This window comes from Rummeliibacillus sp. POC4 (genome assembly GCF_003576525.1).
GTDB lineage: Bacteria > Bacillota > Bacilli > Bacillales_A > Planococcaceae > Rummeliibacillus.
Genome location: NZ_QWUA01000054.1, coordinates 1 through 26,449 on the forward strand (window position 1 = coordinate 1; position 26,449 = coordinate 26,449).

Sequence of the window (26,449 nt, forward strand, 5' to 3'; positions counted from 1 at the left end):
TTATAAAATATCATTTTTGCATAAAACATTTCAAAAATTAAACGTAAAATAATTCCAATTTGTTAATATATATTTACTTCGTATTTTAAATTATAAGGAAAATAACCTAAGTACTAGAAATTCAGTCAATCTTTTTTTCTTTTGTGATAGATTTATTGTATTTATTTCGTAATACATAGTAGGTACCAATATTTATAGTGAGGGGTGAACATTTGAAAATCACAGAGAACAATGTTGTACAACACATACAGAAGAAAAATGAAAAAGCTATTCCTTTTATTATTAATCAGTATGGTGGTTTACTTACAGCGATTATTAAACGCCATTTAAATTACCAGCAGCAAGATTATGAAGAATGCCTTGATGATGTTTTGTTATCAATATGGAATAATATCCATTCCTTTGATCCTACGAAAAATTCATTTAAACAATGGATTGCAGCGATTGCAAAGTATAAAGCAATTGATTATCAAAGAAGACAAATCACCATACAAAATAAGCAATTTTCAGTTTCAGATATTGATGAATCTATGATAAAAGGAAAACAATCATCAGAAGAAATCTATGTTGAGGAACTCCTTGAGCAACTGTCAGCTAGTGAACGTAAAATCTTTGAAAAATACTATTTAGAAGGTACCCCTTCAAGTGAAATAGCAAAAGAATTTGATGTAAAAGAGTCTTGGGTTTACAACAAGCTTTCCAGAGGACGTAAAAAGCTTAAAAGTATTTTAGTTCAAAAAAATGAAGTGTGAGGAGTGAGAATATGTCTATTTATAAGGATTTAAATGAGATGAATATTGATTTGGAAGAATATGAAGAACAAAATCTTACAAACTTCGAAAAAAAGAAATGGGAAAAACGTATATTAAAAAAAATAAGAAAAGAAAAGCCATCTCACGTAAAGAAATATTTAGGAGTTACAGCATCAGCTGCTATTCTAGCAACAGGGATTTCAATTAGTACAGGTACGGTATCTATAGCGGATATGCCTTTTGTTGGTGAAACCATTGAAAAGTATCTAAATTCAAATGAAGAAATTGACTATTCCTCATATAAAACTGAAATAGGAGAAACGGCTGAAAACGAGTATGGTAAATTTACATTGAACGAAGTCATGATTGATGGTGGGCGATTATTAATCAGTTCCACTTTCGAACCAGCAAAGGGGGTTGAATTTAATTATAAAATGAACCCATTACCAAAAGTAATGATCAATGGTCAAAATCTAACCTCAACTAAAGGCGGCCAATCTATAGAGTTAAATGACTCCATGTATACTATTTACAATGATGTTGAACTTACAGAAATTTCAATTGGTGAAACTATTCGCTTTCATATTGAGTTCAATGACCTAGACTATGAAATGCCTTTAGACCACCCTTGGGTCTTTGACATTGAAGTTCCAACTGAAAAGTTAGCAAAAGCAAGCAAAACCATTACATTCAATAAAGTAATAAATCTTGGGAATGAGCAATCTATTAAAATAAAGAAAATGATTATAACACCAATATCAACGGTGCTCTATTATGACTGGCCAGAGCAAGCAAATCATATTGCTTTTAAAATAGTAAGTGAATCTGGAACTGAAATATTACCTGAAAATAGCGCGATTACTGGTGAAGGCTCTTATAACAGATACCCATCAATTGATTTAACAGCAGAGAAATATTATTTAGTACCTTATGAGTACTCACCAAACCACCATGCAACTAAACCAGGTAAAGTGCCAGAAAAATCTATACCAATCAATCCTTAATATTATGTAGAATGTAAGATTATTACTCCATTCTAATCTTCTCAAAAAAGTCAGTTCCAATTAAAATAGAACTGACTTTTTGTATATATTCAACTTTCCTAACTCAAAAATTTTATTATTCTTTTTTCTTCTGTTTCAAAACATAAATTACCAAGAATATCTAAATAATTTTACAAATCTTGCATTACTGATAAAAGTACTCTTTTTTAGCTTGTTGCTTTTCAATATCCGTTAAAACTCGATTCTTCTTTTCGCCATTTTTCATAATAACTAAATTATTTTCTGATAGTGTCACCGTACCATCTTCCGTACATTTTGTTAATAATGCACGCTTATTAAACATAGAGTCTTCACTTTGCTCAATAATTTGCTGCGAAATCCGTAATTGATCCCAGGTGATACTTTCTCGTTTAAAACGATATGCTAATTTAAATTGTTCGTCACGATAACTACGTTTCATATACAGTTCATCATCAATTATTTTATAGGCACCATTCGTTGAAGATACGACTTGACCATCTAATGGTACAGGTATTAACGGTATATTGTTTCCAAAACCTGCATCAATTAAATATGCATGTCCTTGCTCCTCTAATAATATGACAGTGTGTGTGTAGCCTGTTTTTGAAAATGCTTGTCTTGTTTCTTATTGTTTTGGTGACTGGCACTTTATTCTTAATAAGGAGACTCCATCAATTACTTATATTCCACTCTAAAAATTGGTCAAAAATCTATTTTCAGGTTTTCCTACTTAATCCTCCATACATCTTTAAAATAATCGGATAATATGCCTTCTCCTTGAAATCTATCACCAAGAATAGTTTGTACTTGTTGTAATTCAGCTTTAAGTTTTCCGCCACTTTCAGGGAGAGAACCTAAATAAGAATATTTATACACTGGGTCATCGGGACATAGTTCATAAGCACGTTTTAACATCGAAATCCCTTTTTCTTCCCAATGTTCGTAATCACCGAAGTAATATGGGAACTGTGAAATCATATAACCAAAACACCAACGAAAATCTTCATTTTCCATAAAATTGGCCAAACCAAAATGAGTTAACTCATTTAACCTAGCCTCTAATTCATTAGAATCTAATTTTTCTCCTCCTATACAGTCCTCTTCGACTAAGATATACCAGCAAAAGAAGCCAAGTTTAATAACAATTTTTACATCTACAGGATCCTCATTCCACTTTTTTTCAAGGAGTAATTTTGCTTCATTCCATCTTTCTTGGCTTTCTAATATATCAACTTCACTCCAGCGCCAATTAATCATTATATTATGTCTCCTTCTAAAAATTTTTAATTAAATTTTCGTTGATAGCATAACAAATATTACTTCATGCTTTGGGATATAGTGGTGATTTGACATACCTTCTTTAACCCGATTGCTATCATTTCGAATATTAAACGACCACCTATAAAGATAGTAGGTAAATATATAGTTTCACTCATTAAAACTTTAAAATTTTTTCTTCTATAGTTTACATCCATTTTTTTACAAAAATAATTAGATTCTTATTATCATAAATCTATTTTATTATAATAGCCAATCATCAATATCTGAATATCTTTATTTTTTCTTACTTTCTAACCCATGCATCTGATATATATTTTTTTTCACCACTCCTCTTAAAAGTTACAACCACTGTTTTCTTTTTTATCTTATAAATCTTTTTTCTATCCTTTTTTTAAAACAGTTGAAATAACCTTAGATACATCATTCCAATCTTTCGGATTTCTTACTACTTTTCCCCACAAATGTTTACCTTGTAGGATATGCGCTTGTTTTTGGTCATTTAGTTTTTTTAGTTAGAATTTATAACAATACTATTTTTAGGCTTCTTTTTAAGTTTTTTTGTACTATTCCAAACCCACTTTGCTCCTTTCCAAATCCATTTACCTAAAGCCCATAAACCTCGACCAATTGCCATAACTAATGCAGGAGCATTTCCATCTGGATCTACATGAATCACTGGATTATTATTCCCATACGTATAACCATTTTGTGACAATGGATCATTATCATCACCAGGATGTGGATCAAGGGCTAGGAATGCTCCGTTTTCAGGATTATAGTATCGAGCTTGTAAATAATAATTCTTTGTTTCTTCATCATAATAGTAACCTGCATAGCGGATAGAGTTGGCTTTTGCGACATCACCTTCTACGGATAATACATTTCCATAAGCATCATAACTATATGAGCCAACTTCTTGGTCGTCTTGATCGCGAATGCTTAACACATCTCCTCGTTGATTGGTGATGTATTGGTACATTTTTGTTCGGAAATTTCCTGTTGTATCTTTTTCTTTCACAATCATACCAAGTGGTGTGTAACCATTCCATTCATAATAACGGTATTGTGTAACTTCACCATTTTTCTTTACGACTTCCATGTCTAGTACTTCGTTATTATAGAAGTATTCATGGGTTGTATCGCCAACTGTTTTGGTTAAACGCAAACCATTTTCGTCATATGTGTATGAGGCTACTACATCGCCTTTTAGTGTTTGAACACTTGTTAGTCGCTGTGCTTCGTTATATGTGTATTTAAAGTGTTCATCTTGTAGGAGGTTACCGTCTGCATCATATTGGTAAGCTGTATCATTTTTCTTTTCAATTTGATTGGCATCATTATAACTGAACGTGAAGTCTTTTCCATTTACATGTGCTGATTTTCGATTTCCGACTTCATCGTATTGATACGTATTGACATCGCCATTTGCGAATGTTTGTTGGTTATTACCATCGTATTCATAAGCTGTTGATTTTCCTTGCACGGTTTCTTTTAAAATATTAACGCCATTCGTATATTCATAACCAATTTCAAATGATTGTTGTACCTTGGTTGTATATGTGAAGGAAGATAGTAAGTTGGCATCATTAAACTTTGCAACTTGTTTTAATAAATCATTATTGAGTGTTATGGCATTTTATTGTCTGCAAATTATATAAATAGAAGAAGATCCCCAACATGTAAAAAATATTGGGGATCCTACGACTTAAATTAGAGCGTATTATCAGAATTATTTTGGTGACTGGCACTTATTTTTAAAATCAATTAATCAACTAGCATTAAGTATAATTGGTATGAAAAATTGCAAAATTAGCATTAAAGAAAAAGTGAAACATAGAATTATAAAATACAACTTATTGGGTTTTTCAACCACAATCCTAAATAATATAATGCAAATTATTTCAATGAATAAAATTTGAATTGATAAATTAAAAATCCAAAGTGATGGGTTAATAACGGTACATATAAGATTAATAACGCAAATAAATACCATAATTCTCCCTATTTTATCCGCATTTTTATTAGTTAATAATTTTATCTTATCTCTTTTAAAAACTATTAGTAAAATCATGGCTAATGAGTACAAACCAATACTAAGAAGGATAATTTTTTGAACTATTATCATTTAATATATTCTACTTTCCTTTTTTTGAAAGTTTTGAAGTATCTTTTAAGTACCCAAACTGCTATTGAACCATACGATGAGTTAAATGCACCTATAATGGAATTAACGATAATTCCTGAAATTGCAATTGCTAGGCCTAATTTTATTCTAAAATTAGTTAAATAACTTGTTACTCTCATTTTCATCTTATGTTTTTTACCTTTAATGATTTTAATAGCTTTTTTCTTATACGCTTTATTTAGTCTCAACAAATTAATAATTGAATACCCGCCTAAAGCAAGAGTAATTATAACATTAATTGCTCCTACTAATATTCTAGTTTGTACAGAAAACTGTCCTTCTGGATCCACATGCATCACTGGATTATTACTCCCATACGTATACCCATTCTGAGATAAAGGTTCATCATCATCACCTGGATGTGGATCTAAAGCTAAAAACGCTCCATTTTCTGGATTATAGTATCGAGCTTGTAAATAGTAATTACTTGTTTCCTCATCATAATAGTAACCTGCATAGCGAATAGGGTTGTCTTTTGCGACATCGCCTTCTACAGATAAAACATTTCCGTAAGCATCATAACGATATGAACCAACTTCTTTATCTTCGCCGTCACGAATACTTAATACATCACCACGATGGTTCGTAATGAATTGATAAGCCTTTGTTTCAAAGTTGCCTGCGTCATTCTTCGCTTTCACAATCATACCAAGTGGTGTGTAGCCATTCCATTCGTAATAACGATATTGTGTGACTTCACCATTTTTCTTTACGACTTCCATGTCTAGTACTTCGTTATTATAGAAGTATTCATGGGTTGTATCGCCAACTGTTTTGGTTAAACGCAAACCATTTTCGTCATATGTGTATGAGGCTACTACATCGCCTTTTAGTGTTTGAACACTTGTTAAGTGTTGTGCTTCGTTATATGTGTATTTAAAGTGTTCATCTTGTAGGAGGTTACCGTCTGCATCATATTGGTAAGCTGTATCATTTTTCTTTTCAATTTGATTGGCATCATTATAACTGAACGTGAAGTCTTTTCCATTCACATGTGCCGCTTTTCGATTTCCAACTTCATCGTATTGTAAATCTAAAATTCTTTGAAGGGTTATGACTCAAAACATTATAATATTCATCTATTAAGATTTTTATTCCAAAATATTAATTCTTAAAAAGGAATTTTCTACTATTAATTCCAAAAGTATGATATCACTATGAAAATAGTTAAAATCATATAAATTGTAATACTACTTATGGTATGAAACTTAATCCTTCTTTCTTGTTGTTTGTTTGCATCAGTATATGCGAAAGCAATAATTATAAATGAAGCAAAGAACCCTCCCATAGTTCCTTTTATATAGAACATTGATTTATCTAAAATAATAATTATAATTGATATAATTTAAAATAAATATTAGATTGGAAATCATAATATAATTTTTGAATTTTATTTTATTAGAAAAACTTAACAAAAAAATAATAAAAGTCGCTAGATATAATAAAAGTAGTATAACCCACAACGTATAAACAACCATTAATAATTACTTCCTTTTTCCAAAGTTGATATATGTTATTTTGACCTTCGGGCCCCAATATACATATTTTTTTGCATATTTAGTAACTGTAGTAAAAAAGTAGCGTGTAAGAATCCAAACAGCAACTCCTCCTATAGAAGAACCCAAAACATTTATTATTCCATTAACTATATACGCTGCAATTTGCACGGCTAGATTTTTATAAACACCAAATTTAGTTATATATTTAACGATTTTTAATTTAACTACCTTTTTTTTCGTATAAGTTTTTAATATTCTAGCAGCTGTGTATATACCATGTGCTCCTATTGCTAGTCCTACAATAGTAGTAATTGCTCTAGCTAACGCTTCTTTTCTGACCCATTTCCAACTTTTTTCTCCATTGTGATCTATGTTAATAACGGGATTCCCATTCGCATAACTATATCCATTTTGCGATAGTGGTTCATCCTCATCACCAGGGTGTGTATCTAATGCTAGGAATGCACCATTCGCTGGGTTATAGTAACGTGCTTGTAAATAATAGTTCTTCGTTTCATCGTCATAGTAGTAACCTGCATAACGAATTGGATTTTCTTTAGCTACTGCACCTTCTACAGTTAGAATATTTCCGTAGGCATCATATGCAAAGTTACTTACTTGACCATCGACTGTTGATGTTGAGATATTCCCATTCTTCGTGTAGTCATACGTAATTTCAAATGGTTGTAGCGCCTTTGTTGTGTACGTTATTGAACCCAATAAGTTCGCATCATTCATTTGTGAGACTTGCTTCCACAGGTCTGTATTAAGCGTTAGCGTTGTTTTGTTGTTTGTGCCATCGATATCACTTTGGTAATCATGTAATACATTGTTGTCTACTGCATATTGAATATGATCAATATCGTCACTATTCTCTTTATATGTGGTAGCTTCTATGACTTTAAATTCTTTGTCATAGCTTGTAGTGACTTGATTGATTCGTTCTTTGTCATCATATCCATAATTTTGTGTAAATAAGCCTAACGTGTAGTTCGCTAATAAATTACTTTCCGTTGTATAACCATATGTTTTTAATGGTTTCGTATCGCGTACAACCGATGTTGTATTACCATTTTCATCATACGCATAGGTAAACGTCATATTCGGCATTTGAACCGTTGTCACTTGATCATTGTCATTGTATGTGTATGATTTTTGACGATTTAATGCATCCGTTAAATTCGTTAAATTGTTGTTGTTATCGTATTGATACGTTGTTTTATGACCATTTCCATCTGTGACTGAAAGGAGTGTAACATGTTGAAGTAAGTTGTTGCCAACAATTTTTGTGATTTTATACAAAAAAAGCAACTGACAATAGCTAACAGCATTGATATTTAGAATAAATTGCACTAGTTAGTTAATACTAATTTAACTGGCCCTCTATTTTTGTGGCGCTGTGCTAAACATTCTTGGAACTCTCTAGACAAATTCTTTTTTAAATGTAAGTCATTTAAAATAACATTCAGCATTTTCGCTACATCCTTTTGACGTTCTAAAGTTGTTGAAAAAAGCACTTTAGAAACATAAGCTAATGCCCCATAACGTTTTAAAAAAGGGGTCACATCCCGCACTGTTTTCAACACTTGTATTACTTGTTGTACGGTTTCTTTGCGATAAGTCGTACTTTCTTGTAAGTATTCATTTTCTATTGATACTTCTTTCAAAAATTCTTGCAATGTAACATTGTTATCCATACAGATGAACCTCCTTTTAAAAAGTCTTTAAAATCTTGTTATAGTATCTATCTTGAGACATTATATTATACCTTTACCTTGCCATATATTTAACCCAAGAAACAGTTCATTAATGTGCAATTTAATTCAGATCTCTTTCCTATTACTATAAGAACACCCTTTAGATAAACATCCAAAGGGGTGAAACATCGTGACTTTATTCAAAGAATCGCAACTCTTTTACAAACTCGACTTTATTTCAAACCAACATTATTTTGAGAAATTCAAAATAAATACCCTATGTCTTAATTACATCTTTTTAAACGCATGCGCATAGTGGATATCTATCTAATTTCTTTAAAAACTGTTGTTACAATACCTTATATACCTATTTTAAATGTTCTTCATTCACTTGGAGAAATAAAGTCGTCACCCTTTACTTGAAGAAAACTCATTTACCCCACACCTAAAACGGCATTGCATAAATCTTGTACCTTGTATTTAAAAAGTTAAATATATCACTTTACACTATTTCAATTAATAATATCTAAGTCGTTTTCCGCAATAGTTAACACTGCTCCATCATATTGAATAAAAGCACATGCTGACAATGAATCTAAGTGAATACTCGGCACCCAACTTTCACCTAGAAAAAGCCTACTAATTTTATGAACATTTATTTTTTCAAACTCAATGTTTAGCTTTTCTCCTAAACAAAGTATAGCTAATTCATTCATTATGCTTTCACAATAAAAAAGATCAATAATATATGATTCTTGAGATTTATTAATACATTCCATGACAAAGTAAATATTTCTTCTATTAAAATTATATATTTTATATCTAATATTTTGAAGTTTCAATTCTTTTTCAAAGTTTAATTTTTCACTCTTATCAACTTGTAGAATAAGTTGATGGACCTTATTTTCAAACAATAATTTAAGGTTTTCTAAATTACGATTTCCATCCTCAAATAAATCTATTTCATATATTTGTTTATACTTATAGATGCGGTAAATATTCTTATCCTCGATATAATTTTTTTTTATAAATTCAAATTCCAATATTTGTCCTTCTTTCCTCTAAGATAATAGGTTCTACTCCCATTTTACTTTTTTCCTTGAAGGATATATAAAATAATGTTTGTTCTTTTTATATTTCCAATGAAGATGCAGGACTTTTTTAGTGGTTCTCTTTTTCTTTTCTCTAATTTGATGATAATCTAATCCAAAAAATCTACTATCCACACTTTTAGTTTGCTTTTTTTTACGGTTTACAATTGCTAATATTCTACCATCTCTTTTACTTGGACCTTTAATTGCATATTTACGATTCTTCCATGATTTTTTTATTTTACTTACTGTTGCCTTTACGTTTAGTGATTTATATACTCTATATGCTCCTCTAAATCGCTTACCATCTGTATCTAACATTATGACGGGATTATTACGAGCATAATCATACCCATTCTGTGACAATGGTTCATCACCATCACCTGAATCGGGATCTAAAGCTAAGAATGCACCATTCACTGGATTATAGTATCGAGCTTGTAAATAATAATTCTTGGTTTCTTCATCATAATAATAGCCTGCATATCTAATTGGATTATCTTTTGCGATGTCTCCCTCTCCGGATAAGACATTTCCATAGGCATCGTATTGATATGAACCTACTTCTTTTCCTTCGTAATCTCTGATTGATACGACATCACCACGATGGTTTGTCCAGTAATGAAATACTTGATTTTTCCATTCTCCTAATGTATCTTTTTCTTTTACAATCATTCCAAGTGGTGTGTGGTCATCCCATTGGTAATAGACGTACTTTACTTGGTTATTTTTCTTGATGACTTCCATCACTAGAACTTCATTGTCATAGAAGTATTCGTGCGTTTCGTCTCCCATGATTTTCTTGGTACGTAAGCTTGTTTCATCATATTCATAACGGGCAATTTCTTTACCGTTTAAGTCCGTTACACGCGTTTGTTGACCTAATGCGTTGTATTCGTATTTGTAGTGCTCATCTTGTGTTAAATTTCCATCTGCATCATAAGTATAGTTTACACCATTTTTTGTTGTGATTTGGTTGGCATGGTTGTATTCAAATGAATCTACTTTTGATCCTTGTTTGGTTTCTAAACGATTCCCTACTGCATCATATTGATATTCGATTATGGTTCCATCTGGCAAAGTTTCTTTGGTCAATTGGTTATTGCTATCATATACATAATGAAATGTACCGGCAGATGTTTGCTCTTCTGTAATGTTACCTGATTGATCATAAGTGTAGTATATCCTTTCAGCTGCTTGGTCGTTTTGTTGGTACTGAATAGATTGTAATAAATTCGCTTTATTAAATTGCTGTATTTGTTTATATAAGCCGTTATTAACGGTTAAGGTTGTTGTGTTATTTGGGATGTCTTCATCATATTTGTAATGGAGAAGGATTATATCTCCTCTATTTACCTTTACAACATCTAATTTATCCGCATCTTGTTTATATGAAATTTCTTTTGATAAACTATCTGAATCTGTACCATTTTGATACTTTACTTGATTTTTCTCTAATCGTTCATTTTTATCATATTGATATTCAGATGTGAAATTATTATGATTATAGCTTTTTGATGCGCCATTCTCCTCATAATATTGAAATTCTTTTTCTGGATTTTCATTACCATTTATCTTAATCGATTGTAATCGACCAGAATCATCATATTCCTGTTTCCAAGAATAAACTTCTGCATTATCTTTTGAAATTTTTACATTTTCTAAATCTCCCACCGTATTATATTCATAGTCTTTTTTAATGCCAGAAGGTAATGTTTCTAATTTTAAATCACCATTTGAATTATAGTCGTAATTGAATTCCATATTGGTGTTTTCCGTCTTTGGCATTATCGTTTTTATGACTTGGTCATTCAAATTGTAATCGTATTTTTTTTCGTGTCCTAATGCATCGTTAACCGATTTCAAATTTTCATTATTATCATAACTATATTCCGTTCTTTGATTTCCATCTATTACAACGGTAATAACATCTAAATGTAGTGGATCGTATTGGTAGGATGTTTTACGACCTTCACCATCTGTATAGGCTATTTTCCGTCCAAATACATCATATTTTGTTGTGACAGTGTTATTATTTGTATCTGTTATAGTTTCTGTATGTTCATCATCATTATATTTCGTTTCTTCATATGTTCCATTAGCATAGGATGTTTTTGTAGATCGACCATATACATCGTAATCATAAGATGTTGTTTCAACGCCAACTGTTGAAGATTTTAAATAGGGCCCTTGATATTGATTATTGGTTACCTCACCTGTTACATCCACACTATTAATCAATTGGTTAAAATCATTATATTTATTTGTGATGGTTCCATCAGTACTTGTTTGTTCTTCGAGATTACCATATTTATCATATTTATATTGAGTGGTAACTCCTTCTTCATCCACTGAGTCTGTAATATTATATTGGTCGTCATAATCTTGTGTTGTAGTGGTAGCATCACTATTCTCTATTTCTGAGACTGCGTACGAATTATTTTTCAGATCACGTCTATAAAGCGTTTCTGAACCTTCCGTATCAATTGATTTAAATTCATTTTCTTTTTCATTAAATTGATACGTATTTGTTACTGAGATGTCTTAAGGAACAGCTTTAGCTTGTTGGTCAAAAATTGTTAACTCATTTTTCGAATATGAAAATACAGTTTGATTATTTTTACCATCTTCGTATTTTGTCAGTTGTCCGTTTTCATAAGTGAAATTTTCAGTAATCGTACTTGGTGTTTGATCACTACCGGTTATCGTATGGTCTAATAAATCACTATTGTATTTATACATTGTCCAATGGTCTGCAAATTGTACTTTACTGATTTTGTTATCAGTATACGAGATATTAATTTCTTTTTGTTTTTCGATTCCATTTTTTTCTGAGACAGTGATTAATTGATCTTCAGCATTTCGAATAAAATCAATTTGATTTTCATATTGGTCTTTGTAAGAAGCAAGATAGAAGTTATTTGATTTTTGGCCTATTTTAAATGTTTGTGAAAATTGACTTTTATCTGTCAATGTAAAAGTAGTGTCATTGACTCGCAATAATTGTTCATACAATCCTTTTGGTGAAGTATATTGTGTACCGTCTTTTTTAAATGTATGAACAGTGCCATCTTCATCTGTATATAAAACATCTTCATTTTCTAATACAGATAATGTTTCATTCCCGACAAATGTCCAACCTTTCCCTAAAGCAGAGTCATCTGTTGAACGCGAATTATACGTACGCTTGAAATCATACCCTAAAATACCTCTTGTATAAAGAGACTCATCCGTAAATTGTAACGCCATATTTCCTGTTGTGACATTGACACTTGAAGAAGCATTACCAAATTCGTTTTCATCATACGTGAAGTAATCCTCTAAACCAATTAGTTCTAAATGTTGGTTTGGTTTTACACTATTTGAAGATGCTTCAGGACTCAAACCTCGTTTCCCAAAAATCTTATCTTCTTCTGTTTCAGGAGCCGTGGTGTCATCATCAAAATACGCTTGTACTTTTGCGGTGTAATTTTTATTGTTATCGTATTCCGCATCAGTTGTTATACTGGTCTTTCCTTTAACCTTAATGACTTTATCATTACTTCCATCATTTAATACCACATCGTAATATTTTGCACCAGTAGATTCTTTCCACTCAACATCAAAACTTGTTTTATTTTGGACTAAGTTATCATCATTTGAAGTTAATTTTACTTCTTTTGGTGCGTATAAGGGCATATAACCATAGTTAACATCTGATGAAGGTGAATCACCTGCAGCTGACATGGCAATAACACGAACACTATAACGTTTAGATGTATTTCCATATGTGGTACTTGGATCGATTGGGAGTTCGCTACCCGTTCCGACACTTGATGAATTATCCAATTCTACTTGATGAAGATCCGTATTCCCTGCTTTGATTTCTTCGTCAGTTGGCCAAATTTTCTTACCTTTTGTACTAACAGATAATGTGTCTTTACCTACTGTATAATTTTCATATTTTGCACCATTCCAAATACGGACTTTATAGCCTGTAGCGTTCGTAACTTTTTTCCAACTAATATCTAACCAGCCACGGCCTTTATTGACTGTATCTGTTTCTGGATAGCTTTCAGCTTTTACAGTTGGTAAATCAGGTTCACCAGCTGGTACAGGAATAGCTTTTGATACTGTTGAAGATGTTGGGCCATTACCAGTAGGATATTGTGGAATTACACGGAATTTATAGGCTTTAGATGTAACTGTTGTTCCCGCTTTTATAGAATAAAATTCGGTTGGATCTAATGGTAATTCAACACCTGATTTACTTGTGCTATAAGTACTTGATGAACTATAAGGTGCTTTTGGAAAAACTTTTTGTCCTTTAGAATTCCAACTAGTTGCAGTTCCTTTGTAAATACTTTGATAACCTTTTCCATCAAACATTTGTAAATCATAACTAGTTGCACCATACACAGACTTCCACTTCACATTTACTGAACCAGTTTTAGAAGCTGCATCATCGGCAGTTGCTGTCATTGTCGGTGTAGGCATTTTATCGTATTTATAGGCAATAACAATTTTTGCTTTTTTGGTACTTTCTGCCGCCGTGATTTTTTTCCAATAGGTCTTTCCATTCCCATTTGTGTGGAATTTAAAACCGTAATTAGAACGTTCCCCGGAAACCCAAGCTTGTATTGTATCAGTTACATCAAAATGAGCCCATTCATCACGCCCAACCGATGTTGAAGTGATTTTTGTAGAAGATGGCTTATTATTCCAGGTTAATTCGCCCGCCAACCATTTTCCTTTGACCTCATCAACCCACAAGCCATTTTTTTGAGAAGCATAATACGCATGCGTTACATATGCTTGTAAGTCTGCGCTATCAATCGTAGCACCTTTTAATTCTCCTACAATACTAAATTTGATAAATGGATAGTTCGTTCCAGATGTACTATCATAGTAACCTGTTTGTAAAACATACTCTCCTTGTGCTGCGTCCCATTGTTTGTTGAAGTTTGCTGTTGGGTATTTACTAGAAACATATGTATCTCCTAATGCTTCAATCGTTACAGAGGGATCAATGTAAACAGGGTAAATACGATTTTTGGATTTTAACCAATCATCATTGGCATCTAATGTTAGAGAATACGTATTTTCTTTTGTTTTAGTTAATTGATACTGAACCTTATCAGAATAGACGCCTTCTCCTTTAGTCTCATTCATATTTGAGTCCATCATCATTGGCTTAGGTAAGACGAAGGTCTTGTCTTTTTTCTCATCATTCGTGAAAAATCCAACTGAACCGTCTGATAAAAGCTTTGCATCTAAATCGGTTTTTAGCGTATACGTAAATTGATGAATACCTGTATATTCATTGACGATCCAGTCTTCTTTTACTTCCTCATTAAAAGTAATATGACGTAAATCGATTTGCGGATAAATATTTTTATATTGGATCTCATTTTCTTTGGTAGAGGTTTTACTTGAAGTTGATGGGAGTATCTTCTCATCATTTTTTGTCGCAGAGCTTAACTCAAAAACGAGCTTGTGATTCCCTTTGCTGTACGTTATGCTCTGATCATTTTTAATCGATTGTGGAAACTTTGATTCTAGTTGAGTGGTATCAGTCGTAACATAGCCTGTCCCAGTAGAAGTTAGGTTCTCAGAAATGTCTTCATACTGATTATTCTGTTTAACGTGGACCTTTTCAGCATAAATTTCTTTGTAATAGTTTCCTTTTTCATCTGTAAATGTCTTCGTTGTAGCTGTTCGTTTATCTTTTAGTTCTTTTAAATTGTCAGTAGAAATAGTTTCTTTTTCCGAATCAGTCTGTTGTTCTTCCGATTCTTTTGAATCTGAGTATGCTAAACCAACATATTCAGGAATCATACTAACAATTAAAATGGTGACTAAAAATAACGATAGCCATTTTTTTAAATATTGTTTCATTTTGCGCCTCCAATAATTACTTATATAACAAAAATGTTACAAATTAATTATATATGAGCAAAAAAATGATATAAATGAGTCTTTAATGGTCACTTATTTCCTCTTTAAGAAAAAAAACGCTATTTTTAATCAATTATCAATAATTAAAGGATTGAAAGATGATTAATAACCATATTACTATTTTTAACATATAAGTTACTAAGACGAATGTTTTAAAAAATAAAAAGCCAAACTAAATTTTGAATCAGTTCAGCTTAAAAAGTTTCAGGTTATATTCATAGCATAAATTGACATTAGTTAATACTTCTAATTGATGGACATTTATTTCTAGATTATGTAAAGAAAAAGAGCGTGAAATAAAAATCAGTTCATAGTTATTAGTTAAAACTATAAATCACGGTTCACCAACCATCTCAACGTTTTTCGGGATTCGTTTACCCTTTTATTCATTTCTTCGGCCTCTAAGACAGTGAAAGTACGGAAATCACCTCTTTTTGTAATTTTATCTATACCATTTTTTAAAAGTTGTTGTTCAACAATATGGCCCTTTTATGTAAAAAAACGTAGATCCTTTACTTTGGAAACGCGCCCTTTAATTGAATAACTAAAAGCTTCTATTAGCTGGTTTTGTGGAATAAAACTCTTTACCTAAAGCAACAAAATTTACGAAAACAGCCAAAATATAAATAACAAGCCCATTCATCTAAATTTTGAATAGGCTTAAATTTATTATTTTGTTGTCTTATGTTTAATAATTAGCAACATACATTTTTTAATTAAATCAAAATGCTTTTGCATATCTGCATTACTGATAAAAATAATCCTTTTTAGCTTGTTGCTTTTCAACATCTGTTAAAACTCGGTTGTTCTTTTCACCATTTTTCATAATAACTAAATTATTTTCTGAAAGTGTCACCGTACCATCTTCCGTACATTTTGTTAATAATGCGCGTTTGTTAAACATAGAATCTTCACTTTGCTCAATAATTTGCTGCGAAATCCGTAGCTGATTCCAAGTGATACTTTCTCGTTTAAAACGATATGCTAACTTAAATTGTTCGTCACGATAACTACGTTTCATATACAGTTCATCATCGATTATTTTATATTCACCATTCGTTGAAGATACGACTTGACCATCTAATGGTACAGGTATTAATGGTATATTATTCCCAAAACCTGCATCTATTAAATAGGCATGTCCTTGATCCTCTAGTAATATGACCGTATGTGTGTAGCCTGTTTTTGAAAATGCTTGGCGTGTTTCTTCATATATAACTGCAGAAATCAACTTCACATTTAGATGATTCTCACGGAGCACCTCAAATAATAACGTATTTATTTCATAGCAAAGTCCACCACGACGATTCGTTAAAAGTTTCTCCGTAATTGTCTCTAGCGAAAGTGGCTTCGTCGTTTTGTCCATCACATCTAAATTCTCAAAAGGAATGTACTTCGCAATATGGCGTAATATTATGGGCATATGTTTCAAATCTATCGTTGTATTTTCTAAATGAATTCTTTCTAAAAAACGCTTTGTTAACATGCTTTCACCTACTATATGTTTCTATATGTCTAGCAATCAGTGCAAAATACGAGATTCTGCCATTTCCTTTTAGGAAACTGGTTCCTCCATTTATTTTACACTTTTTAATATGCTAACAGAAGAATGGACATACGTTCATAAGTAGTTAATGTAGTGGGTTTAATTTCCTCGCCTTTTTGAACTTTTAAAAACCTTGTACTGCTAAAGCCTCTGTTAGTTGTTCAAAAATTTACTGTTCATTAATTTTATACACCATTGTAATAGATGTTCCTGATACTGCATAATCTTCAAAACCCAGTTTCTTATAAATATGAACTGCATCTCTATTTTCAGGGTCTACACTTAAGGAAATTGATTTATATCCTTCGCAAATTGCTTGATGTATTATCTTTTTCATTAGCAAAGTTCCTACTCCCATTCCCCTTGCTTCTTCAATCACTGCTATTCCTAATTCGGGAGTGTTATTATCTATATAACCATACCCCTTATTAGATTCGTTAAACAATCGATACCAGACTGCACCTACTGGTTGGCTATTCGTATTTATTGCTATTAATGCTTTATCGCCTTTTCTCCCCCAATTTTCATGATATTTCTTTATATGTGCTGAGTTTATCAAATCTTCTTTGCTTGGTTTATTTTGAGGAATATGAATAGATTCATAAAGCATATCCGTTAAAAAATCAAATTCACCTTTTTCAAGATTTCTGATTAGAACCACTGTTTATCCACCCCATTGGTTAAATTAAATTTCTATTTGAGAATGCTTGCTAATAATAATATGCAAAGATGGTTACTTTAATCGTGCATGAACAACCATTGAAATACTATTTGCATCAAACGTTTCTTTTTTCCATGATCCATATAAATTTATTAACTCAAAGTCATGTTGTTGTAAAAGCCCTTTTTAATTCTAATGGATATGTATATCGCAGTTTGATACTATCTTTATATTCATTTTTTGAAGAAATGTATATTGAAGTACATTCTAAAATTTGAGTCAAAGAATCATATACTTCCTTATGAATAACTTTTGTTATTTCTCCGTTTTGCTCAATCGTTTCTTCTGTAATATCAACATTTGACAGTTCATATAAAATAGGATTTCTCGTATCAAAGATTAATTCGCCGTTTGCGTTTAAATGCTTTTTGACCGACATAAATAGAGCATCTTGACTCTCATTAGTTAAGAAATGTTGGAAAGAGTTACCCGTCATATATATAAAGTTTGATTTGATAGGCAAGTTTAATTGCGTACAATCCTGAACGCTTAAGTGAATGTTAAGACCTTCATCATCAGCTTTTTCTTGTGCATACTTCAACATTCCTGCATGAATATCAACACCATATACAAAATGTCCTTTTCTAGCTAAAGGAATTGCTAAGCGCCCTGTTCCACAAGCAAGCTCAATAATTGTTTGTTTACGTCCCTCTAAATGATCTTCTATAAATTCTAAATCTGCCGTATAACTTTTATAGGACTCATCATATTCTTTCGGATTCGCATATTTGGATAAATTATTGCTAAATTCATTGTTAGACATAGATAAATCTCCTTTTTCGAGAATGATTTCGTTACCAAGGTTCTAATTTGGGAACGTATAGTATCGGAATTTTATTTCCCACTTTGAAAATATAATGAATCAAAAATTACATTAAATTGCGAATTAAATGTGTTGAGGGCTTGCAGAAATGTATTTGATTCTAAGCATACCCTCAAGGTTTGTCATCGTCCTCTAAAAGAAGGAAAGTGAAATCCTCTCTATAAAATTTATGAGGAAATCAACATTCTATTTAATTATACTATTCAGAATGTTAATCATATAAATTCACATAAAATATAAGTTATTCAAATACGTTTCCAAAAAACTTTGAATTTAAATGTTAAGCAAGATAAGTTCATTTATTTTTCATCAATACAAATATCATTTTTTTCAGCAAAAGCGATTAAATCTGCATGCATTTTTTTATATTTATAATCATTTATTTTCACATTAAATCCTTTTTTAAATTTAATATAAGTCCAATTTTTCGACTTAGAAAGTTTAATGTTAACAATATTCTTTTTGTAAATTTCCTTTTTATATATTGAGAAACCTAAAAACTTTGTCGTGCACACTAATTCGGCATCACAAATATCAAACTCAAAATTTATAAACAAAATAATTGCTGTTATAAAAATAATGAATAAAAAGATATACTCTAATATCACCGAATCATTCATTTTGGAAAATGCAGAAAAATATAAGTTCAATTGCAAAACTAAACAAATAAAAACGAATAGTTTAGATGGTCTGATTAAATAAATCATTTTCCATAAATCCCTCCAATATATGTTATAATTCATCTCGTTAATCAATTTAACATATTTGTCCAAAATTAAAAATCATTTGTATATAAGAAGCGAATATGTCTGTTTGATTTATATTTGTATAACTAGTACTTTAAAGATTGGGAGGTTTAAGAAAAACTTTTCTCAATTATGATACTAATATCAAATTGTTGTACAAATAATTAGTTGCTAAAATAATTTGTGAAAGATGGATAAATAGAAAGTTTAGCTTCTAGAGAGGGGGGTTATGATGTTTCGAGTATTTTTGGAAGTCATTCGAATTACAGCAATTTTTTTAATTCTTGGAAGCATAATGGGTGCTTTAATAAAATTAGTTTATGGGAATTTTGGAATAAATGTTGATAATACCAATGGAGGTTGGATGGTGGGTATATCTATTCTTATAATAATTTTTGTATTGTATAGAAATAGGCTCCAATTTTCAGGGTTTTATAAAGGCGAACACAGAGTAAAACTTTCAAAAACACTTAGTGCTTTTCTTATTTCTAGTTCAGTTTTAATGTTAATCTTTGCCCCTTTAGTTCATTAACAGGAGTTTTAACATATAACTGAGAAGCTACCCATGTATTTTTCAATAATCCACCATATGATTATGAAGCATTCTAGGAACTTTTTTATAAAATCGATATTTAAATTTACTACATAACAATCCTTATTTCATTAAAACCCTGTTCATTCCCGAAGATATAAACAAAGATCCGTTTTATATTACGCTAACCGTTATAATTAGTGTTCTTTTTCTAATAGTGCTATTTTATGTTATGTTCAGAAATGAAAGAAAGAGTTCTGCTTCATAAGACAGTCATTATGATGAAACCTCCATCCTTGAAATGGAGGTTTTGTATTGATTCGTAAATAAGAATCCCTAGCATATGATTATCGAACTTTAATACTGTAATATCGCATTGCCTTTGTAACATCTTCTATATCAAATATGCCATCGGCGACTAAGCGTTTGATGCGATATTCTATAAAATGATCGCCAACATATTGATCTAAATGACCGACTACTTCACCGATTATTCGTGCTGATTTTATGAATTCGTTTTGTTTATCCTTCTTATGAAACTTCTTTAATGTATTGATGATGTACTCGTCGTAAAACGTTTCAGGAACACTAATTATTTTATTATTTTCCCAGATTCTTAAAACTTCTTTATCCTGACATAGTTGTTCCCATTGCTGTACAAATGTTTTTCGTTCTGTTTGCGTTAGTGCATGAGCATTTTTCTCATTTTCATAGATTTGTTTTAGTTGTTCAAATGAGAGTTCCCCCATATGTCGTAGCGTAAAGTCTATTTCAGTTGTATCAAGTTTAGTTTGATATGCTTCATTTGGATTAATGATCAAGATGTCGCTAGTTTTTTCTTTTAATAAATATAGAACTAATCTTAAACCTGTTTGCTCATGTGCATTTTCTCCAGCCCAAATAATAATAGGTTGTTGACTTGGAATTTGTTCAATTTCTAAAATAGTCTGCTTAAACTTAGCTTGATAGTTGGTTAACATATCATCTTCATTATTTATATGTGCTCTTAACCATTCATGCCTATTAAAAATACCTTTTGATTCATGTAATTTCCAAATTGGACCTATTGAAAATAGATCTGAAAAAGAGACAATTTTTTCTTTTTGATTGATCCCTAACTCTTTTAAAACCAATTTCAAGCTACCAGTAGGTGCATCGCCAAATAAGATATGAGTAGTATCAAATTGTGTGTGTTGTTCGCCCATTGCATGATTTTCCCGTTCTTCTAACAGGTCGTTATATGTATTTTTTATATCTAAGAAGAACTGCTGTTCTGAATAATCTTTTCTATTTTCAACAGCTTGCATACGGAAAAAGAATTGAAATAATAAAGATTTCAATTCTTTTTCATCCAATTGATCAATCGCATCTTTCATCTCATTAAACAATTCGCCATCCCCTTTTCAGGAAATATTACCATGAAGTACACTAACATCAAGATGATCTTAGACTTTTTTCCTATCGTAGATTTTCCAGAGCCTCCACAACCAATCGGTACAATTTTTTCATTTATACCTCCTGATAGTCTTCTAGAAGTATTCCCATAATAATTTCATCAGAGTATTTATTGTTCATATAAAGGGATTGTCTTAATGTTCCTTCTTTTTTAAACCCTGCTTTTTCGTATGCTTTTATGCCCCGAATGTTATGAGAAAATACTTCTAATTCCAAACGATTTAGTTTAAGCTCCTCAAAAGTAAACTTTTGAGCAAGTTGAGTTGCTTCAGTACCATAACCTTTATTCAAAGTCTTTCTGCTATGCAGTGATATTCTAAAACCTGCCTTTTTATTGTCCTGGTCAATATCTAATATGGACAAATCACCTATTATTTCATTAGTATCCACTAAACAAATGGCAAAATCATAACGTGTGGGGTCTTTACTAAACTGTTTATAACTTTTAATGATTTCATCAAGTGTAAATGACTTACGAGTACCAGTCATATACAAAAACTCTTCTTCCTGACAAGACATATAAATGCTTTCCATATCTTCATCTTTAATAGCTCTTAAGTAAACGGATATTCCCTTTATCACCATAATAATTGCCTCTTTCTATTTTTAGTTAGCATTTTAGTAGCCTTTTATAAATTCCTCGACTTATCTTCTTCTTCAAATGGATGGTGATGGGATTATTCAAAGGATATTACACAAAAGCATTTTTTTATTAAAGTGACACTTCCATCAGTGGAGGTTCCACCGTACAGGACGTAGCTTCAGTGTGAGAGCATACCTGATTGTTTTAGCTTTTATGTATTACATTTGTCTTTATTCGTTCGTATTAACTGTTTCATTTCGGAATAAAATATTCCATATAAATATCATTTTCTTTAAACCCAATTTTTTTATATAAGGGCTTACCCATTTCCGAAGAAATTAAAAATATGTGTTGAACCTTTCTTCGTTGAGCTTCTTTTAATAATTGATTGACTAATTGCTTAGCGATTCCTTTACCTCTATAATCCGGATGTGTATACATATTCAAAATATAGTCTCTAATACCTGTTGGGTTAAAATAGCTTGGTGGAAATGAAATAAATTGAATAGCTCCTGTTGCAATAACTTTATTATCCTCTTCTACTAGCCATTGTACATATTGATGTGATGTAAGCTGGTTTTCAAAAAAGGTATTTAATTCTTCATCAATGTTAGAAGAAACTATTTGTCCTTCCTCAATCAATAATTGCTTACGTAAATCGATGATCCATTCTAAATCATCTAATGTCGCCAATCGAAAATTCATCTTATTCACCTTTCTTGGTATACGATAGATTCTTTTATTATATAACAATATTTACTTTAATTGTAAGTGAAAATAAAGCTAAACAGTTGAAAAGGTTCCCAAACCATGGTTTAGAAACCTTTAACTTAGAATGTTTAATCTATAAACCTACCCATTCTCTTTGAACTCATTACACTTCTTCGCTATACTCCGTTTTCTCATCATATTCAAGTATGTCACCAGGTTGGCAATGTAATGTCCGACAGATTTTTTCTAATGTGTCAAAGCGTATACCACGTGCTTTACCTGTTTTGAGTATCGATAAATTTGCTTGGGTAATTCCGATTTTTTCTGCTAATACTTTTGAGGAAACTTTTCTTTCTAACATGACTCGATCTAGATTAACTTTTATCATAGTAACTCCCACTTATATCACGTTGTTCGAATCGTCTTGCAAAGATATACCGTATTTAAATACGACATAAAGCGTATACACAATGGCTAATAAAAGAATGTTCCCAACTAGGTCTGAAGCAGAATTAGAAAAAACATTACTGACATTGTACGCATGTAGTTTCGCAAAGAACACCTGGCTTATAAACTGTAAAATGGTAATGCTAGTAATTGAGATTAGAATTAGTTTGAGGTACGTAAGGTTTTGGGGTACAAAGAAGTTTTGTTTATAAATATTACCAATCATTTTGCGTAGCGCGTGCATAATGATAAACAAACAAGCAATGATTAAAAATGCAACTAAGCTAGAAAGTACTAAAACCATTGTTATGTTTACATTTGTGTTTAAATCTAGATACTGTAATAATTGATTTTTGACGTCGTTCGGTACAAACAACAAAGCTACAGTTGCAAATAGCAGCACTAATCCAGCAAACGCAAAGACAACTTGAAGAAACACAGTTACAATTGACAAACATTTTAAAACAATCTTAGTAAAAAGATTCACCAGTTATCGCCTCCTTCACTTAATTAAAATAATTTACTTTATTATTATAAAACAACAGGGCGTTATTGTAAAACAATAATTGATTATTGTGAAACAATAAGAACGCGTAAATATGGTTAAGATCACGCATAGTATTCATTTGAATAAAAAATTTTCAAAGGCTAAAGAAACTTTGAGCCATTTCTTATCACAAAAATCTTTTTAGCGCATTAAAATGGTTACCTCTTTCATATTCAATTTAAAAATTAAGTAAAACATAGTAATTTGCAAATATATAAGCAATATTTAACCCTATGGCAGTGATTGATTTGATGAAAGATTCTTTTAACACAATTGCGCCTATTCCTAAAAGAGCTCCACAAAATGTAACCATTGGCGGTAAAAAGAAGATACCAATACTTAAAGTTTGAAAAATAATACCATCAAAATAGGCAGCTAAAAAGCTAATTATACTAAATGTTACATTGAAGACTACACATAAAAATGACAATTTATATACTGGCAATGGAGTTCCCCCTTGTAACTAAAATGTTATAAGAAGCACTTTCAAAAGTTACAAGCCTATTAAATAGTTGAACAGCTATAGAAAGCACTACTTTTTCCATCCTTTTATTTGAGATTTCAATAATTCTCAGAGCATAATTGTATATACTCAACTATCGTTTATTGGCGTAAAAAATCTGGAACAGCCTACTTGGAGACCTCTTATATACTATGCTTTCTAGTAGTCCCTTTTACAAAGTCCTTAAATTTTTCTTCTTCTTCAACAAATGGATGGTGATTGGATTGTTCAAAGACAGTTAACTTAGATGTGGGAATTCGATTTGCAATTTCGTAACTAAATTCAATCGGACATTGCGCGTCATATTTTCCGCCAAATACATATGTATCAATATTTATAGATGGGAGCTGATTTCGAATATCAAATGATTTTACTGCGACTTTTCTAAAATAGTCTAAAGCGCGACCTATTGTACGACCGCTATTTGGAAGTGTTTGGGCATATTTTAATTTTTCTTCATTTTTAAACGACATCATCCCCCACTCAAATGACAATTTCCTTCGTTCTTCTTGTACTGTATTTGAATTATTTAGTGCCTCCATAATTTCAATTATTCGATTGAAGTTTTTGTTTTCCTTACAGTAAATACTCTTAGCATGACTCGCGTATGCTTTACTTGCTGCACTGCAACCACATATCAATTTCGTTAAAGACTGTTTTTTTGAAGCAGCGTATTGTAAAGCAAGCATGCCACCTGTTGAATGTCCAGCAAAAGCCCATTTAGGAATATGTAAAGCTTCACGAATCGCTTCCAAATCTAAAATAATTTCTTCTAATTTCATTTGATCATCTACTTCAATAGTTGGAGAATTGCCTGCTCCTCTGACATTGATTAAAAATACTTGGTAATGCTCTGTAAATGGATTAGCAAACCAATTGCCTTTCTCATTAAAAGCCATATAAAAATGTGTAATAGCAAGTGGCTCTCCGTTTCCCTTCACAAAATATTCGAAAGCCCCTCTTGGTGTTTCTATTATCTTTTGTTTCCACATAGAAGACACATCCTTTTTATTGTAAATATAGTGTTGCTATATCCGCATTCTTATTTAAAAATTCGACAATCGTATATGAATACCTTTAAATAATGCGATTAAGGCTAAATGGTTAGATGCTACCCAAAAAAGGCTCGCCAATCACTTAATCGGTCAAGCCTTTTCTGATTAACTGTTTAAAGAAGAAGCAGCTTTTTTAAAGAATTCCCTCCGTTTTACACCGGATACAACTTTCAATGCCAATAACCCTAATAAAAAGAAAGCAAATGATCCGACTAACCCCACTGGACGGATTGAAGTTAGTTCAGCTGCTAAACCGATTAAAACTGTTACAGCCACGATAAAACCTGCTTCCATGACACTAAAGAGACTTTCGAATCTTCCCATCATCCTTACAGGAACATGATTTTGGTAGAAAGTCAAATACCCTGTATTCGCAAACGTTACAGCAAACCCTATTAAAAATATGCCAGGCGCTGCACTATAAAAGCCGCTCGAACTATAAAATACTAGATAATCGATGGAGGTGAAAATGGTCCCAACGCCTATTAAAAAATGAACCGCAAGTTGCTTTGAAAATATGGAATTAATCATTGACCCAATAATTATGCCAGCTCCAAAAACACTTAGTAAAAACCCATAATTAGTATCTGATATTGATAGAACACCTTTCGCAAATGCTGCCTCGACAGAATCTATTGCAGTCATGAATATCGTAATTCCACTAAACAATAAATAGATCTTTGTCACAAAGGCATTGCCCTTACTAAAATTAACAACAACCCGAAAATCGCTTTTTATCAAATCCCATGTAAACCTTTCCCCCTCTATCTCTTTAACACTCTCATCAACATTAGGCAGCAGCCTTATAATCAGTGCCGAAAAAAACAAAGCCACTGCATTCACATAGATGGCAGTATAAGGAGTCCCCATCCAAAATAACATCCCAGCAATTGCCGGACCTAGTAGTGAACCACAAGAATTGATAAAACTACGTAGTGCATTAAACCGTTGCCGATCTGCTTCAGGTATTAGTTTCGTCATATACACCATAGATGTAGGTTGAAAAATCGCACTTGCTATATTAATGACAAACGCTAGTATATAAACATAAATAAGCGAAGGCAAAAATGGAATAATCGCAATACATATTGCTCGAAATACGTCTATTCCCATCATCAGTCGCCGTGTATTTAGCCGATCGATGAAACTACCTGCCCAGGTATTCGTACATACAGTTGCAATTGGACCTAGAATATATAACAAAGCAATTGCAAGTGGAGAAGCTGTTTCATTTAATATGATTAAATTGAGTGCGATATGCTAAACCCATGCACCCACATTTGAAATGCCTATTCCCCCTAATAAGATTAAAGG

23 protein-coding genes and 2 pseudogenes are annotated in these 26,449 nt (G+C 31.6%); 3 read left to right on the top strand and 22 right to left on the bottom strand.

The window, feature by feature from the left end:
• Window positions 1-212: 212 nt before the first annotated feature.
• Window positions 213-752: a sigma-70 family RNA polymerase sigma factor gene (locus tag D1606_RS13360; RefSeq protein ID WP_119416518.1), complete on the top strand. Its 540-nt coding sequence runs from the start codon at window positions 213-215 to the stop codon at window positions 750-752.
• A gap of 11 nt (window positions 753-763) precedes the next feature.
• Window positions 764-1,756: a DUF4179 domain-containing protein gene (locus D1606_RS13365; RefSeq protein WP_119416519.1), complete on the top strand. Its 993-nt coding sequence runs from the start codon at window positions 764-766 to the stop codon at window positions 1,754-1,756.
• Between the two features lie 184 nt (window positions 1,757-1,940).
• On the opposite strand, the pseudogene D1606_RS13370 reads toward D1606_RS13365, so the two are convergent.
• The 14 genes and pseudogenes from D1606_RS13370 to D1606_RS13440 form a co-directional block, all read right to left on the bottom strand.
• Window positions 1,941-2,372, bottom strand: a pseudogene (locus tag D1606_RS13370) (arylamine N-acetyltransferase); the annotation flags it as partial.
• A 131-nt stretch (window positions 2,373-2,503) separates the two neighbouring features.
• Complete coding sequence (locus D1606_RS13375; RefSeq protein ID WP_119416521.1) at window positions 2,504-3,034, bottom strand: hypothetical protein; 531 nt, start codon at window positions 3,032-3,034, stop codon at window positions 2,504-2,506.
• Window positions 3,035-3,438: 404 nt separating this feature from the next.
• Window positions 3,439-3,546, bottom strand: a pseudogene (locus tag D1606_RS19330) (polymorphic toxin type 35 domain-containing protein); the annotation flags it as partial.
• A 20-nt stretch (window positions 3,547-3,566) separates the two neighbouring features.
• Window positions 3,567-4,688 (bottom strand): RHS repeat domain-containing protein, encoded by a 1,122-nt coding sequence (locus tag D1606_RS13385; RefSeq protein ID WP_483314014.1) that lies wholly within the window; start codon window positions 4,686-4,688, stop codon window positions 3,567-3,569.
• Window positions 4,689-5,179: 491 nt separating this feature from the next.
• A complete protein-coding gene (locus D1606_RS13395; RefSeq protein ID WP_483314015.1) occupies window positions 5,180-6,298 on the bottom strand; it encodes an RHS repeat domain-containing protein in 1,119 nt (372 codons plus the stop codon).
• A gap of 429 nt (window positions 6,299-6,727) precedes the next feature.
• Entirely contained in the window at window positions 6,728-8,044 is a 1,317-nt protein-coding gene (locus D1606_RS13400) for an RHS repeat-associated core domain-containing protein (protein WP_158582384.1), read from the bottom strand.
• Window positions 8,045-8,094: 50 nt separating this feature from the next.
• Window positions 8,095-8,439, bottom strand: coding sequence for a hypothetical protein (locus D1606_RS13405; RefSeq protein WP_119416527.1), 345 nt, complete (start codon window positions 8,437-8,439; stop codon window positions 8,095-8,097).
• A 512-nt stretch (window positions 8,440-8,951) separates the two neighbouring features.
• Window positions 8,952-9,482: a hypothetical protein gene (locus D1606_RS13410; protein ID WP_119416528.1), complete on the bottom strand. Its 531-nt coding sequence runs from the start codon at window positions 9,480-9,482 to the stop codon at window positions 8,952-8,954.
• Window positions 9,483-9,515: 33 nt separating this feature from the next.
• Window positions 9,516-11,882: an RHS repeat domain-containing protein gene (locus tag D1606_RS13415; RefSeq protein ID WP_119416529.1), complete on the bottom strand. Its 2,367-nt coding sequence runs from the start codon at window positions 11,880-11,882 to the stop codon at window positions 9,516-9,518.
• 192 nt (window positions 11,883-12,074) lie between these two features.
• Complete coding sequence (locus D1606_RS13420; protein ID WP_119416530.1) at window positions 12,075-15,407, bottom strand: DNRLRE domain-containing protein; 3,333 nt, start codon at window positions 15,405-15,407, stop codon at window positions 12,075-12,077.
• A gap of 805 nt (window positions 15,408-16,212) precedes the next feature.
• The gene (locus D1606_RS13425; RefSeq protein WP_119416531.1) at window positions 16,213-16,953 is read right to left on the bottom strand and encodes an arylamine N-acetyltransferase family protein; all 741 of its coding nucleotides are present in this window, start codon (window positions 16,951-16,953) and stop codon (window positions 16,213-16,215) included.
• 229 nt (window positions 16,954-17,182) lie between these two features.
• On the bottom strand, window positions 17,183-17,674 hold the full coding sequence (locus tag D1606_RS13430) for a GNAT family N-acetyltransferase (protein WP_119416532.1): 492 nt from the start codon (window positions 17,672-17,674) through the stop codon (window positions 17,183-17,185).
• Window positions 17,675-17,837: 163 nt separating this feature from the next.
• The gene (locus D1606_RS13435; protein ID WP_119416533.1) at window positions 17,838-18,497 is read right to left on the bottom strand and encodes a class I SAM-dependent methyltransferase; all 660 of its coding nucleotides are present in this window, start codon (window positions 18,495-18,497) and stop codon (window positions 17,838-17,840) included.
• A gap of 359 nt (window positions 18,498-18,856) precedes the next feature.
• Window positions 18,857-19,264 carry a hypothetical protein gene (locus D1606_RS13440; RefSeq protein ID WP_119416534.1) on the bottom strand — a complete coding sequence of 136 codons (408 nt, stop codon included), beginning with the start codon at window positions 19,262-19,264 and terminating at the stop codon, window positions 18,857-18,859.
• 271 nt (window positions 19,265-19,535) lie between these two features.
• On the opposite strand from D1606_RS13440, the gene D1606_RS13445 reads away from it, so the two are divergent.
• A complete protein-coding gene (locus D1606_RS13445) occupies window positions 19,536-19,835 on the top strand; it encodes a hypothetical protein (RefSeq protein WP_233548112.1) in 300 nt (99 codons plus the stop codon).
• Window positions 19,836-20,182: 347 nt separating this feature from the next.
• Here the strand turns inward: D1606_RS13445 and D1606_RS13450 are convergent, their stop codons facing one another.
• From D1606_RS13450 to D1606_RS13485, 8 genes are all read right to left on the bottom strand, one after another.
• Window positions 20,183-21,223, bottom strand: coding sequence for a DUF1835 domain-containing protein (locus tag D1606_RS13450; protein ID WP_119416536.1), 1,041 nt, complete (start codon window positions 21,221-21,223; stop codon window positions 20,183-20,185).
• A 121-nt stretch (window positions 21,224-21,344) separates the two neighbouring features.
• On the bottom strand, window positions 21,345-21,875 hold the full coding sequence (locus tag D1606_RS13455; protein ID WP_119416537.1) for a GNAT family N-acetyltransferase: 531 nt from the start codon (window positions 21,873-21,875) through the stop codon (window positions 21,345-21,347).
• A gap of 250 nt (window positions 21,876-22,125) precedes the next feature.
• Complete coding sequence (locus tag D1606_RS13460; protein ID WP_119416538.1) at window positions 22,126-22,578, bottom strand: GNAT family N-acetyltransferase; 453 nt, start codon at window positions 22,576-22,578, stop codon at window positions 22,126-22,128.
• Between the two features lie 169 nt (window positions 22,579-22,747).
• Window positions 22,748-22,972, bottom strand: a complete 225-nt coding sequence (locus D1606_RS13465) for a helix-turn-helix domain-containing protein (RefSeq protein WP_119416539.1) — start codon at window positions 22,970-22,972, stop codon at window positions 22,748-22,750.
• Window positions 22,973-22,984: 12 nt separating this feature from the next.
• Window positions 22,985-23,518: a DUF2975 domain-containing protein gene (locus D1606_RS13470; protein WP_119416540.1), complete on the bottom strand. Its 534-nt coding sequence runs from the start codon at window positions 23,516-23,518 to the stop codon at window positions 22,985-22,987.
• Window positions 23,519-23,756: 238 nt separating this feature from the next.
• On the bottom strand, window positions 23,757-24,023 hold the full coding sequence (locus tag D1606_RS13475; protein WP_119416541.1) for a hypothetical protein: 267 nt from the start codon (window positions 24,021-24,023) through the stop codon (window positions 23,757-23,759).
• Window positions 24,024-24,223: 200 nt separating this feature from the next.
• Entirely contained in the window at window positions 24,224-25,072 is an 849-nt protein-coding gene (locus tag D1606_RS13480; RefSeq protein ID WP_119416542.1) for an alpha/beta fold hydrolase, read from the bottom strand.
• A 168-nt stretch (window positions 25,073-25,240) separates the two neighbouring features.
• Complete coding sequence (locus D1606_RS13485; RefSeq protein ID WP_369973809.1) at window positions 25,241-26,392, bottom strand: MFS transporter; 1,152 nt, start codon at window positions 26,390-26,392, stop codon at window positions 25,241-25,243.
• Between the last annotated feature and the right edge of the window lie 57 nt (window positions 26,393-26,449).